This window comes from Myxacorys chilensis (genome assembly GCF_059505265.1).
In genome coordinates this window covers 67,909-80,953 of sequence record NZ_JCACKG010000202.1, presented here as the reverse complement: position 1 = coordinate 80,953, position 13,045 = coordinate 67,909, and the positions used below count along the sequence as shown (strand labels likewise).

General features: G+C 46.5%; 9 protein-coding genes and 1 pseudogene. 4 read left to right on the top strand and 6 right to left on the bottom strand.

Annotated elements, in window-relative coordinates; genetic code table 11:
- Window positions 1–123 precede the first annotated feature (123 nt).
- Complete coding sequence (locus AC5JLB_RS19115; protein WP_495875413.1) at window positions 124–1,413, bottom strand: O-antigen ligase family protein; 1,290 nt, start codon at window positions 1,411–1,413, stop codon at window positions 124–126.
- 146 nt (window positions 1,414–1,559) lie between these two features.
- The gene (locus tag AC5JLB_RS19110; protein ID WP_495875412.1) at window positions 1,560–2,828 is read right to left on the bottom strand and encodes a glycosyltransferase; all 1,269 of its coding nucleotides are present in this window, start codon (window positions 2,826–2,828) and stop codon (window positions 1,560–1,562) included.
- A gap of 597 nt (window positions 2,829–3,425) precedes the next feature.
- On the opposite strand from AC5JLB_RS19110, the gene AC5JLB_RS19105 reads away from it, so the two are divergent.
- From AC5JLB_RS19105 to AC5JLB_RS19090, 4 genes and pseudogenes are all read left to right on the top strand, one after another.
- On the top strand, window positions 3,426–5,804 hold the full coding sequence (locus AC5JLB_RS19105) for a glycoside hydrolase family 9 protein (protein ID WP_495875411.1): 2,379 nt from the start codon (window positions 3,426–3,428) through the stop codon (window positions 5,802–5,804).
- Between the two features lie 2 nt (window positions 5,805–5,806).
- Window positions 5,807–7,168 carry an oligosaccharide flippase family protein gene (locus AC5JLB_RS19100; protein WP_495875410.1) on the top strand — a complete coding sequence of 454 codons (1,362 nt, stop codon included), beginning with the start codon at window positions 5,807–5,809 and terminating at the stop codon, window positions 7,166–7,168.
- A gap of 375 nt (window positions 7,169–7,543) precedes the next feature.
- Window positions 7,544–8,674 (top strand): glycosyltransferase family 4 protein, encoded by a 1,131-nt coding sequence (locus tag AC5JLB_RS19095; RefSeq protein WP_495875409.1) that lies wholly within the window; start codon window positions 7,544–7,546, stop codon window positions 8,672–8,674.
- A gap of 140 nt (window positions 8,675–8,814) precedes the next feature.
- Window positions 8,815–9,060, top strand: a pseudogene (locus AC5JLB_RS19090) (hypothetical protein); the annotation flags it as partial.
- A 55-nt stretch (window positions 9,061–9,115) separates the two neighbouring features.
- Here the strand turns inward: AC5JLB_RS19090 and AC5JLB_RS19085 are convergent.
- The 4 genes from AC5JLB_RS19085 to AC5JLB_RS19070 all read right to left on the bottom strand — a co-directional run bounded on the left by AC5JLB_RS19085 (window position 9,116) and on the right by AC5JLB_RS19070 (window position 12,973).
- A complete protein-coding gene (locus AC5JLB_RS19085) occupies window positions 9,116–9,562 on the bottom strand; it encodes a ferritin-like domain-containing protein (protein ID WP_495691775.1) in 447 nt (148 codons plus the stop codon).
- A 110-nt stretch (window positions 9,563–9,672) separates the two neighbouring features.
- The gene (locus tag AC5JLB_RS19080; protein WP_495875408.1) at window positions 9,673–10,656 is read right to left on the bottom strand and encodes an FTR1 family iron permease; all 984 of its coding nucleotides are present in this window, start codon (window positions 10,654–10,656) and stop codon (window positions 9,673–9,675) included.
- 117 nt (window positions 10,657–10,773) lie between these two features.
- Window positions 10,774–11,790 carry a 4-helix bundle domain-containing protein gene (locus AC5JLB_RS19075; RefSeq protein WP_495875407.1) on the bottom strand — a complete coding sequence of 339 codons (1,017 nt, stop codon included), beginning with the start codon at window positions 11,788–11,790 and terminating at the stop codon, window positions 10,774–10,776.
- A 175-nt stretch (window positions 11,791–11,965) separates the two neighbouring features.
- The gene (locus AC5JLB_RS19070; protein ID WP_495875406.1) at window positions 11,966–12,973 is read right to left on the bottom strand and encodes a multicopper oxidase domain-containing protein; all 1,008 of its coding nucleotides are present in this window, start codon (window positions 12,971–12,973) and stop codon (window positions 11,966–11,968) included.
- Window positions 12,974–13,045: the final 72 nt, after the last annotated feature.

Sequence of the window (13,045 nt, the reverse complement as noted above, 5' to 3'; positions counted from 1 at the left end):
TCCAAGCCTATCACCTTTCCCTTTTCCGCCGGTCTTATTTAATCCACGTTCCTAAGCCTCCCTACTAGTTATTAGAAATGGAAACGAAAGAAGCTGGATCGAAGGAGATCCAGCTTCTTTCGTTTAGTCTTCTCTTACCTGTAGATTTCCGTATTCTGGTAAACGCAAATTCTTTTCAGGGTCTTCCTCTTCATCGACTTGCCATCTGCGTCTGAGTGTCAATGTGGTTACGATAAATAACACAAGGTAAACGTTGCTTAGCCGGAGTAAATAACTCTCGGTCATATTGTTGATTGCTAAGAACGTAAGAAATGCTAAGGGGAACAGCTCCTCAGAATGCTTTGCGGCGTAAGCCCGCTGTAAGGCACAAAGGTAGGCTGCTACGAAGCAGATAAGAAACAGCGCCAGTCCAATTAATCCAATATCTAACGCTGTATCTATAAAGCCATTATGAGCATGGGGAGGAATATATTGGTCTCCAAAGAAGAGCGCTGCTGTTCTTGGAAATCGGCTTTCGGGTGCCCAAAACGCACCGCGTCCAAATCCAAACCAGGGTTTTTCCCAGAAGTGCAGTCCAACAACCTGCCAAATGAAGGTTCTTCCGCTTAAGGTCGGGTCTCTTCCCAGCCCTTTGACGATTTCCATCCAGCTACTCAACAGGGCAGTTACCACACACCCCATCAGGAGAACGCCCAAGTCCAATAGAACGACGGAAAGCTTGCCCTGCCAACGGAATCTTCGGTAGAACGCTAACATTCCGACTATTACTACTAGGAGAATAAGAGCAGTCTTAGACGTAGTTAGAAGAATCATCGCTGTGCAGAACGCCAACCCAAGCCACTTGAGGACTCTTTCAACTGGGCGTTCAATGGGCATCAGAAAGAAGGTAATTACTCCTAACACCATCATGCTACCGAAGGTGTTTTTGTAATCATAAATTCCTTTCCATGCTCCGGGGTGATCTGCACCGTGTTTTCCCGCAGAAGGCAGCCCGATCGCAAAGAGCGCACTTGCCAATCCACCTACTACTAGCGATAGGGCAAGGAGCCGTACTTGCTCACGTAAGGTAAAGCGAGTCGCAAAGTACAGCCCAAAGGAAATCATTTGCAAGACTTCCCGCTCATTCCAGAAGACCCACTCTGGCAAATCTGACCAAGCAAAAGAAACAAGAGTGAGTGCCAACACAAGCCAAAGAATCCAGTCTCGGCTAGCCGTGAAGAGGGCTTTTCTCCAATGCACTATAACCAACAAGCTAGACACGAGCCAGATAAAATATCGAATTCCGGTTACGACAGCAATCGGAATTAAACCTGCTGTCCCATCTTCGGTTCCGCCGAGGGCAAAACCCCCTGTAAAAAAGGTGAATCCTAGGACGACAAAGCAGGTTTCGGCAAATCCAAGTAGCTTTTTCACGGCACAAATTCTGTGGTTTCACAAAAGAACTCCCAACGTTGGAAGTTCTGTTATCTAGAGTAGGCGGTTTTGATGCTTTACTCCCTGCTCCACGTGCCTATCATTCATCTGAAACATTAGTGATGAAATATTACTGAAAGTTTTATCTAGCGGGAGTAAGGAGCTGTGGATAGTACTGAGTCAGGTTTAGCAGGGAGATGTTTCTTAATCAAGCCACTTCGATGATGGAACACAGTCTCTTCATCAAATTGTTGTCCTGTTCGCGTCGCTTCTTGCACTAGAAGACACAATCTTGATCGATCGGCATTGAGCTGAATAATGTGTTCAGTTAACGTAACTTCGTCGTTTATGGGTGAAAACAATCCTCCACCCTGTGCTGCAACCAGTCCCCTAGGATAAGAACTGTCGTATCCGACGATTGGGCATCCCGAAACCAATGCTTCGATGAGACAACGCGGCGATTCTGGAGTTTTGTGACAAAAGAGAAAAAGATGCTGCTGGCGTAAGATTTTTAGAATTTTCTGACGATCTCCTACAAATCCCTCAAAGTGAATGCGATCGCGAATCCCAAGATCGGCTGCAAGCTGTTTCATCTGGGGTAATAACTCCCCATCACCTAACCAAGTTGCGTTGACCTTCACACCCGCTTCACGAAGACGGTAGATGACTCGTATCCAGTCCAGCCCACCCTTCATCTCTGATGCTCGCCCGACATATCCAATCTTAAGAGGCTGTCCCTGAACGAGCTGGTCAATTTTACTGCTCAGCCTATCGCGGCTAATTTGGTCTTCCTTTTGAGTGTGAACATCATAGACGCAGTGGGCATTGTTGCAGAATTGAGAAAACACTTCATAGCATTCTTGTCCCTGGAACAGCCCCAAGCGGCTGCGTTGAATCAAGAATTTTAGGTAGGGCGGCATGAGAGGCAGCAGCAAAAGCTCTTTGATGCGATGCTTCAGTGGATAGCTATTCAGGGTTCTCCAAATCACTTGGTACTCGACGCGATCTGTCGAAACGGCGTAGGGTCGATTTAGCTTCATCGCTTCCAGACAGGCGACGCCTGACCAATCGCCTACTAAAACGCAAGGTGAGAAACAAAGATACTGAGACTCGCGAATCTTGGTTCTAAGAAGCTGTCGGGTTTTGCGATAGGTTCGGATGAAATCTTGAATGCGGTATGCGTAGGGCAAAAGTACAAATTCAATGCGATCGCGACAGGGCAAATCATCGATCGCTCTCCACGTCTCAGAGCTTGATGGTGTGACTTGCTGTGGCAGCACAGTACATGCAAAAATGACCTGCCCAAAGCTTTCAGTCCATCGAACTAGTTTTTCACACGTTTGTTCATCTAATCCTAACCGCCCATTTACCTTGCGTAAACTTACGGGGGAAACTAGAAAAATCTTTTTGCTCATCGTCAAAAACGCTCTCAAATTAGGAGTGGGGGCAATGCACACTAAGTCAGTTGGAAAGGAGCAAAACGGAAAGGGTCTGCGTAACTTAGCTAGGTAACTAAATGTCAGGATTTGAAGAAGATTTGGATTCAAAAATACGCTAGTTCTAAGTAAGCTATACGCATATGCTGAAAAACTTAGAACAAACTTTTCGGCTGCTCCGGGAAAGTACTGCCATTGTAAATACTAAAATTTTGAAACTTCATCCTTAAGTGACAGTAGCTTGACCTGCCCAACGAAGGAGATGTATCTGTTAGGGCAACTATGGCTGAAACTTAAGGCAATCATAAGTCGCAGAATTAGGTTTGAGATTAAAAGACCTTAAAGACTAAGTAACAAATTGATGAACTTTGATCTATTTTTTCTAGAATAATGCGCTTTTTTGATAGGCTAGCAGCGCTTCTTAAGTGCATCTTAATAGTTGGCGCAAATTCTAAAATAATCGAAGCTACTTCACTTAACCAGGTTAACTATAGTAATTCTTCTTAGAAAGACTACGGATGCATCGAAGCAGTTGTTGCAGAATATTGAGAAATGATTTGCGCTAAGCTAAACGCCATGAATGGGTTGCAACGATTAATTTCAATTAGTTTTGCTGTTCTGCTAGCTGGTTGCTCAGCAGACGTAGTGGCAGGCGATCGTCCGCAGATTAAAGTTTCTCAAGCTTATTTAGTGAAACCAGATATTCTGACACTGCAAATCAACTCAGGGCAAGTAGTTCTGGGCAAGCAAGTCCCGTACCAAAAGCAGTTTGGCGATCAGGTGAAACAACCTCGTCCGGTTGGGGATGACTGGGTGAGTCGAGGGGGACAAGAAATTGGTTCTCTTGCGGGTCCGCAGCGCAATATTCTACGTACATTTGATCAGGTTGTTGGTGCGCGGCTAGATCCTCAGTGGGCAGATCAGCAAACGAGCTATAAAATTACGTCTTCAACCGATTCAAGTTATTCATCGGGCATAACTCCTACGGCTGTTTTTAGAAAAAGCAAGCCAACCAATATGGCGCGAACGGGTGCATGGAAATTTGATTTTCCAGTCGCACATACGGTCTATCTCAAGCTTCCCTCTGCGCTTAAACCTGGTAAAACCTATCAACTCAATTTTTCTGGTGGAAATGTTGAGCGGTTGTCATTCAAGTACGAACCTAATGTCACTCGCAGTGAGGCAGTTCATGTTTCACAATTGGGCTTCCATCCGAATGACTCAGCAAAGGTTGCTTTTCTATCGACCTGGATGGGCAGTGGCGGAAAAGCGACATATCCACAAGGACTCAACTTTTCGGTGATTGATGAAGCGACAAACCGATCGGTGTACACAGGTAAAACTAAGCTCTCTAGAGCAAGCAATCAACCCGAAGATCCAGAGAATCGCAATCACACCCTTACCGATGTTCATCTTCTAGATTTCACTTCGTTGCAGAAGCCTGGGCGTTATCGAGCTTGTGTTGACACTGTTGGCTGTTCCCTATCTTTTCAGATCGATCAAACTGTCTGGCAGCAAGCGTTTTATGTGTCTGCACGAGGACTCTATCATCAGCGTAGTGGAATTGAGCTAGGCCCGCCCTATACCAGTGTGAAGCGTCCTCGTCCGTTTCATCCCAAAGATGGAACGACAGTCTACGCGACTACAAAGTCTCTTGCAAGTGTCGATCAAGGAATCGGAGCCGATGATTTCTCGAAGGTTATTGCCAAAAGCAAGACAAATGAGAAACTTCCGAATGCGTGGGGGGGCTACTTTGATGCTGGTGATTGGGATCGCCGAATTCAGCATGTTGACGTCTCGCGATCGTTGCTGGAAATGCAGGAACTTGCGCCCACCTATTTTAGTCAGGTCAATCTCAATCTTCCTGAATCCAACAATTCAATTCCAGATGTTGTAGATGAAGCTTTGTGGAATATTGATTTCTACAAGCGGTTGCAAACTTCCGATGGCGGGATTCGAGGGGGAATTCAATCTGAGATTGATCCAAAGACTGGAGAAGCGAGTTGGCAAGAATCGACGACAGTGCTTGCCTATGCGCCCGATGCCTGGTCAAGCTACCTCTATGCAAGTGTGGCAGCTCGTGCTGCTCATTGGTTTAAGTCCAAAGATGCTAAACGCGCTCAAGACTATCAATTGAGCGCAGTCCGAGCTGTTCAGTATGCAGATCGGCAATCTGCGGATGCGGGTCGTTGGCAAGTTCGAGATGCCCGAAACATAGCGGCTCTAGAGCTATATCGATTGACGGGAGACTCTAAGTGGCATCAGGTTTTTCTACAAACGACGGTGTTTAAAGATGCAAAGCAAGAAACGAATGAGTGGGATAAGCACAATCAGCGAGATGCTGCATTTCTGTATGCGCGGTTGCCTCAAAATCAGACCGATCGCACTGTTCAACAAAACGCGTTTAACGCGCTGATCCGAGAAGCCGATGCGGTGACTGCTTTGACTGATACGACGGCATTCAAGTGGTCAAAACAGCATCCCTACGAACCGATTGGTTGGGGGGCTGGACTCGGCGCTCCTAAAGCCGTTGCAATGGTGCGCGCCCATTATCTCACCAACAATTCCAAGTACCTGAAAGGAAGTGTTTTGGCAAGTCAGTTCTCGCTGGGAGCGAATCCCGATAATATGACTTACACAACAGGTCTTGGACAACGTAGCCCTCAAAATCCGCTAGTCATTGATCAGCGCATGTTGGGACAAGCTCCTCCACCGGGAATAACAGTTTATGGCCCCTATGATCCGGTTCGATACGGTGATTTTTGGACGATTGAACTGCTTAAACCTTCTATTTTTCCTGCTCCCAACACTTGGCCTACCGTTGAATCCTACTTTGATGTGTTCCTGTTCCCAATGGCAACTGAATTCACTGTAATGCAGTCGATTTCCCCCACAGCTTATGTTTGGGGTTACCTTGCTGCTCAAACTGCTCCGAATTTAAGGAACGCAAATTAATCATGGCTGCCTCTCTCAAAAAGCTCGCCGTTCGGGGTGCAATCTGGACAATTCTTGGCTATGGATCAGGGCAAGCGCTGCGACTAGGCAACAATTTGATTCTCACGCGCTTACTAGTGCCCGAGTTTTTCGGACTGATGGCATTTGTAGTCACGCTACGCATGGGAATTGAACTGTTCTCAGATTTTGGAATTTCTCAAAGCATCGTTAACAATAAGCGAGGAGAAGATCCAATCTTTCTGAATACAGCTTGGACACTTCAGATCATTCGTGGGGTTCAAATCTGGCTGATCAGCCTGCTGTTAACGTACCCTATTACAAAGTTCTACGGAGACGATCGGCTGTTTATCCTGATTCCTTTGGTCTGCTTCTCTTCAGTACTTGATGGATGTTCCTCAACGGCAATTCATACGTTGCAACGTCGCTTGGATTTGGGTAGGCTAACCGTCTATGAACTGGTGCTTCAGGTGCTGGCGTTCTCAGTTTTAATTGGACTGTGCTGGTTTAGCCCTTCGGTTTACTCCTTAGCGCTCGGAACTTTATCTGGTGCAGTGCTGAATTTAGTAGGAAGCCATTTATTAATTCCAGGCTACTCCAATCGTTTAGCGTGGGATCGAGAATGTCTGGTGGAACTGCGATCGTTTGGAAAATGGATGGCAGTTGCGTCTGCCTTCATGTTTGTTGCAGACCAGTCCGATCGCTTACTCTTGGCAAAATTGCTCTCATTCCAGCAGTTAGGAATTTATACGATCGCAAATACGCTAGCCAGTATTCCGCGAGAAATCATTCGACAGTTAAGTAGTCGAGTGATTTTTCCAGCGATCTCAAATCAGCTTGAGCTGCCTCGTCATGAACTGCGTCGCAAAATTGTACGCAAACGTTGGCTCATATTAGTTGGACTAGCTGGCTTTCTAGCATTGCTTGTTTGCTTTGGGGACTGGGTGATTGTTGCACTGTATAAGGGTCGTAATCAGCATTGGGATCAGTATCAGCAAGCGGCTTGGATGCTGCCGATTTTAGCTTGTGGAATCTGGTTTTCAGTCTTGTTTTACAGCACGAGTCCAGCGCTACTAGCAATTGGAAAACCGATGTATTCTGCTCAAAGCAACTTGGCGCGATTCATTACGATCGTTGGTGGATTGCCTATAGCATTCTCGCTTTACCAGACGCTAGGAGCGATTGTAGTAATTGCTTTCAGTGATTTTCCGCTGTATGTCGTGAATCTCTTTGCGCTTAAAAAAGAAAAGCTGTCCTGCATAACTCAAGATGTTGTAGCGACGGCGATGTTTGCAGTGCTTCTTGCCATTCTGCTAGTTGGTAGAAAAATCTTAGGGTTTGGAACTCCCATTGATGTCATTCTTTAGACCTTAAAAAGCCTCGTTAATCTTCTCTATGCCCTAGTAGCTCAATCTGTCAGGCTGCTAGGGCGTAGCTTTGTCTGAAGCATGTGTTGTGTTGCATCTCTTATACGGAGAGATCCGGTCGCAAATTCGCGAAAACTTCATCTCTATAGGAATTTCTATAAACTTTTCATTTCGCTAAAGAAAGTAACAGATGATACCTGTATTATTGTCCTCAGTATTTACACTACACGGTACCCAGAAGGCAGTTTTAAGTCTATTCGTAGAGCAGCTTCAGGAGCTTAGGGTACTGACTTGGTGTGAAGCACTCCACCTCAGGCTCAGACTAGTCAGACTTTGTAAGACGTCTTATTCCATCCTCATCTAAAGGAGAATCTGGTGCGGTATCACCTCGTTTTAAATCATCCGTTTGACCTCGACAAAATTGCCCAGGAAGCAGACGCTGACGAGCGTCCACGGCACTGCATGACTGATGCTGGAAAGCTTCTTAATGCAACGATCCACTTGCCCGGTCAAGACTCGATTTCACTGCTCGATAAAGTGTACTCAAAATTAGTTGGGCGTCCTCAAGATTGGGCACTGGCACGGCGGCTTGTAGCTCAATTAGGCAGTGAAGACGTAGTGTTCTGCATTGGAGAGACTGTTGGATTTGCGATCGCTGCCCTTTGCAATCCTCAAAATGCGCCCAAACTCGTGGTCTTCATGCACAATCCTGACCGACCAAGAGCGAAATTAGCGATGAAGCTATTTGGTCTGAAGCAGCGGATTGATCTGTTTATGACCAATACCGTCTTTAAAGCAGAGTTTCTGCAACAGTATTTGCAGTTACCGTCTGATCGAGTTTCTCTATTCCGAGAGCAGCACACCGATATTCGCTTCTTTACGCCAGCAACGCCGTCAGCGCCTAAAAAGCGTCCTCTTATTGGCAGTGGTGGGCTAGAAAGCCGAGACTACCACACCTTGGCAGCGGCAGTTGCCGATTTAGATATAGATGTCCGAGCATCAGCCGTGTCTCCTGATGCAAAAGCGTCTTTGCGTAATATGCCAAAAGTATTGCCAAGCAACATGGTTTGTCGCTATCACGATTGGCACGAACTGCGTCAGTTGTATCGCGACTCTGATGTTGTAGTCATCAGTCTACTGGATCATAACTATCAAGCAGGCTTAACCACATTGTTTGAAGCAATGGCGTGTCGGAGACCTGTGATCATGACACGGACGCCCGGACTGGTTGAAGAAGTGATTGACGGCGGATACATTATTGGTGTCAATCCTGGAGATGTAGATGGGATGAAACAGGCGATCGCAGATCTACTAAATCAGCCTGAAAAAGCTGAAGCTCTTGCTCAGAAGGGCTATGATTTCGTGATGCAACAGCACAACCATAATGTCTACGTTCAGTCGTTTGCGGATCAATTGACATCCCGCTATGGAGCGCCTTCTCGTTCTTCTGATGTGCTCGTAGAAGCTCCAGTTGTCTCTAGAGTTGCAAGTGCAGTTGAGAGTTAGTCTAACTTGCATCACTACAACTTTGAATTGAATCACTACAACAGCGAGAGAGTGTGAGAAGCGATCGACAGAACCTCTGAGCGGATCGCTTCCTCCAACGATCAGGTTGAGGTCTGATAGGTTATTGAGACTAAGCAGCCTTGTTGATTCAGCAGTGCATTCCCATTCAAGACATTTTTAACTCATGTCACGGGTTGATTTGCCATGAGATTGTTCATCACATAGCTATCACTAAGGTCAGTCTTTTCACCCAGACATCGCTTATTTTTGCGGCTGGGTTTCTCGGTTCGTACACAACGTTTTCTACTTACACATTAGATATTTCACTTCCAATGCGATCGCAAGGACTCTACCTAGCGTTGTTTTATTGGCTAGGTAGTGCTGTTTTGGGTGTAATAGGGTCGAACTTGGTGGCGTTGGCGCTCGCATCAGATAACACAATTAGCTCGCGTTGGGTTGAAAGTCGCGTAGCATCTTGCGTAATTCCATCCCATGCAGTTCTTCTTGCCCGATCATACCCCGGGCAAATTCTTCAAGATAAATACTGGCATCTTCTACCACTTCTAAGAGTTGTTTATACAAAGTCAAGGCAGAGGCTTCGTGGTTCAAGCTCTCTAGCAAAATGTCATAGATTGAGTGCTTATGAGTCTCCTCAACGGGAGCAATTTTGAGGCTGGGATGCCCGTTTAACCCAGTTAAAATCTCGCCTGCTTGCTGAGCGTGAATCAGCGACTCACTGGCTTGGTCTTTGAGAAACTGAACGATTGGAATTCGATTGGGTCCAGTCACCATCAGCGAATAATGGGTATAGCGCACAACACCCGCCAATTCTGCTTCCATTATTAAATTAAGCAAGTGTGTCGCCTTGTCTGTATCGAGGTCTCTCATAAATTTATTTGTGTGAATCTATCGCGAACAGGACTGACAAACACTTTACTAGCAATTCTACAAAGCGTGGCAAATCCACTTTCTTCGGATTGCGCTCTGCACTAACCCGCTTATGTTGTTTGTTTAGATTTAGAGGAATTCGGTTCGACGCCCTTAGTGGAGGCTTTGCGAGAAAAGACTGCCCGTCCAGAAAGCGTCTGAAAATAAATACTACCGATCGTCGCTAGAAAAACGACATAAGCAACGGCTTGAACCGCATACAATCGCTGAGTATAGCCAAACAACGCGCTCAAGATTGCTCCTGGGAACCGATCGTCAGGCAGCACTTTTGCAAAGTTCCAAACCATGGGGCCTAGAATGCAGTCTCGGTCTTGAGGTTTGGCAAACCGTTCGTAAAAGAAACACAAAGACTGAGATTTCCGATCAAGCTGTGCCACTGTACTGAGGGCAGTGTCAAAGTGTCCCAATGCTGTGACGACCAGACCCGACACAATGAGCAGCAACAGCACACCCATCACTAAGAAAAATTTTCGCAAATTGAGCTTGATGCCCCACTTAAACAGCAAGACGCCAATTCCAGCAGATGCAGCGATTCCAGACAAAGCGCCGATCGCGGGAATTAATCCTTGCTGAAACTTGCCCACAATAAACAGGACAGTCTCAAATCCTTCTCGTAGTACCGCGAAGAAAATCAGTCCAAAAATGCCCCAGCCTGCCCTAGCATTACGACTCAACGCTGAGCCAATGGCTCCTTCAACCTCCTGTTTCAGGCTGCGGGCGTGCTTAGTCATCCAAATCAGCATCCAACTGAGCATCGCGATCGCAAGCAGACTAAAGACGCCTTCGAGCAGCGGCTCTAGCGCTGAGCCATAGGGAAGATTTGCTGATCCCAAGCTCTGAATCATCCATCCAAACAACACGCCGACCAAGGCACTCGCCATGAGTCCAACGACAATCCCACCGTAAACCCAGGAGTTTAGATGACGCTGTTTCGCTTTTTTGAGATACGCCAGAACGATCCCGACGACCAACGCCGCTTCGACCCCTTCCCGCAAAGTAATCACAAAGGTGGGTAACGCTGAACTAAAATCCATAGTGAAGTACGTCAATACGAGAGTTACGTGAGGGGCATTCAAAAAGGGCAGCAATCAGGATTCCCGAAACCAGCAACTAACAATAGACGTGGCTTCGGAAATCTCAATCTGTAATGGTCACGAAGCCTTTGTCACTTTCTGAGTACTCGCTTCAATCGTCTTCACCATTTTGGAAACCTCATCGCTGGTACTGACTGGCGCAGCAGGAGCCGTCGGCGTGGGCCAAGTCTTTGTCAAGGTTGCCATCGTGGTTTCAATTTCTTTATGAGCATCAGGATACTCCTTTGCCATTTGAGCCGAGATCCCATCGTAGAGTTCATTGGCATACGTGACAAAGCCGCGAGAGTCCTGATATTCGATCAACTGAGAGATTTTGCCATCGGCGATCGCAGCTCCATACTCGGAGTTGGCGGTATCTAGCAATCCGTTGATCGTTTTCAGCACAAAGCTAGGGGAGTTGCGTTGCGTTTCAGGAAGGGCCGCGATCGCGGTGTCAACTGACTGCATGGAAGACTTGAAGCCCGTGCCAACTTTGGCTGCATCTTTTGCCCCGGCTTTAACCTCATCTTGCAGCGCGATCAAAGGCTCCTTAAATGCCTGCACTTTACGCTCATTGAGTTGGTCCTCTACATCCGCGTAAATTTCCTCAACCGGATGCCCAATATGAGGTTCAGCCTGATCAGGCTTTTGTAAATCTAGCAATTCTTTGGCAACCATCAAATGACCTTTCATCAAGGCTAGCTTGGTCATGTAATCGACATCTTTAGCTTCCCCTTCAAGCTGAATATCTTCGATCGTTACCATGTCTTTGATCTGATCGAACTGCGGCTGCGTGACAACGTTCTTGGCGACCAATTCTTCGACATTGCCATAAGGTCGACTTGCCTGAATCTTGTTCGACAGCGCTGGGACGCCTAATTTTGCTTCTAATTTGTCGAGTTCCGACAAAATGGCAGAATTAATGTTGATCTTTCTACCGCCACTCATCGAGTGATTCATCGCTGAACTTGCTTGGGTAGAACTTTGAGCCGCTGGAGCCGAGGTTGTTGCGTTCGGGGTCTGATTGCTACAAGAAATTAGGATCGCTAGGCTCAACGCTGAGCAGAAATAACCAATAAACCGAAAGATAGACATGGTGATTGTGCAATACTAAACAAGAGTTTGAGAGTTAAAACAAGATTCTTATGAAGACTTTCATCTGAGAAAAAAATTTACTTACTGAAAAAGCTTCTCATCAAGTAGTCACAAGTATTTTGACGGCTTGTGGGAATAATTGTCAATAATTTGGCTGGGCGCGTCCTATCCTGATTCAAGCTTTAGCATTGCCAACAACCTCAAACAGTCCCATACACCCTGCTTCTGCGATCGCGTCTTGATGCGGATGAAACATAAATTTGCCAGGATAGCGGAAGCTAAATTCTAAAATGTGCCGCTCTGCGGTGCCCATCGTGATTACGTCAGTTTCTTCGCTCGGTTCTAGGGTGCGTCCTGTCCGAAATACTTTAAACATATTGGCGTGTAGATGGAACGTGACGACGGGATCAAACTCAATCAGGTTTAATACATACAGCCGGATCAACTGATTTTGTTGAATCGGAATCGGGTGATTCATGTAGTAATCGGGCAAGCCATTGATTGCGTAAAGTTCATTTTTCTGATCTTCGTTTGTGTCATAGCCCGCCATAATCATGATCATCTCATCCGCAGGCGGACGCGGCGTTGGCGGGTCAATAATAAACATGCCATAGAGTCCTTTGCCTACATGCCGCGTCACAGGTGCAATATGGCAATGATACAGATGAACGCCGTACGGCTCTGCATCAAACTCATAAATCATTACCGTATTATTTCGCACAGGCTTAATCCCATCCATATCAGGGGGATGTACGCCGTGAAAATGTAGTGAGTGAGAATGCCCAGCCCGGTTATAGAAGATGACGCGAATGCGATCGCCCTCGGTTGCTCGAAAGGTTGGCCCCGGAACTCGTCCGTTTAGATTCCAGGTGATAAACGTGGTGGATCTGTTGAGTTGAATGGGTGACGTGTGCGCTTCAACCCGAAATTCCCGCACCGTGCGTCCATTCTCTTGCTTGACTGTTCCATAGTCAAAGTCGCGCAAGACTGCTAATGGGTTCGCTACTGCTGTGTTTGACAAACTATTCTGCACAGGAGGGATAATAACTTGAGACGATGAGCGCCGATTGAGTGCCTCAACTCCCAGCACCGATCCGACGGCTCCAACTCCTGCGACTAGTCCCCACTTCAGCGCTTGACGACGATTTAAAGGAAATTTCTCTAAATTTTTATCATTAAACATGACGATCGCGAGCCAGTGGGCTTAAGTAAAGATGTCCCCTTTAGCAGAATAACGTTGACGTTTATTTTTAGC

Coding starts and splice junctions, on each gene's coding strand:
- AC5JLB_RS19080 (WP_495875408.1), bottom strand. CDS start 10,656: ATGGATTTTAGTTCAGCGTTACCCACCTTTGTGATTACTTTGCGGGAA.
- AC5JLB_RS19085 (WP_495691775.1), bottom strand. CDS start 9,562: ATGAGAGACCTCGATACAGACAAGGCGACACACTTGCTTAATTTAATA.
- AC5JLB_RS19100 (WP_495875410.1), top strand. CDS start 5,807: ATGGCTGCCTCTCTCAAAAAGCTCGCCGTTCGGGGTGCAATCTGGACA.
- AC5JLB_RS19070 (WP_495875406.1), bottom strand. CDS start 12,973: ATGTTTAATGATAAAAATTTAGAGAAATTTCCTTTAAATCGTCGTCAA.
- AC5JLB_RS19110 (WP_495875412.1), bottom strand. CDS start 2,828: ATGAGCAAAAAGATTTTTCTAGTTTCCCCCGTAAGTTTACGCAAGGTA.
- AC5JLB_RS19105 (WP_495875411.1), top strand. CDS start 3,426: ATGAATGGGTTGCAACGATTAATTTCAATTAGTTTTGCTGTTCTGCTA.
- AC5JLB_RS19075 (WP_495875407.1), bottom strand. CDS start 11,790: ATGTCTATCTTTCGGTTTATTGGTTATTTCTGCTCAGCGTTGAGCCTA.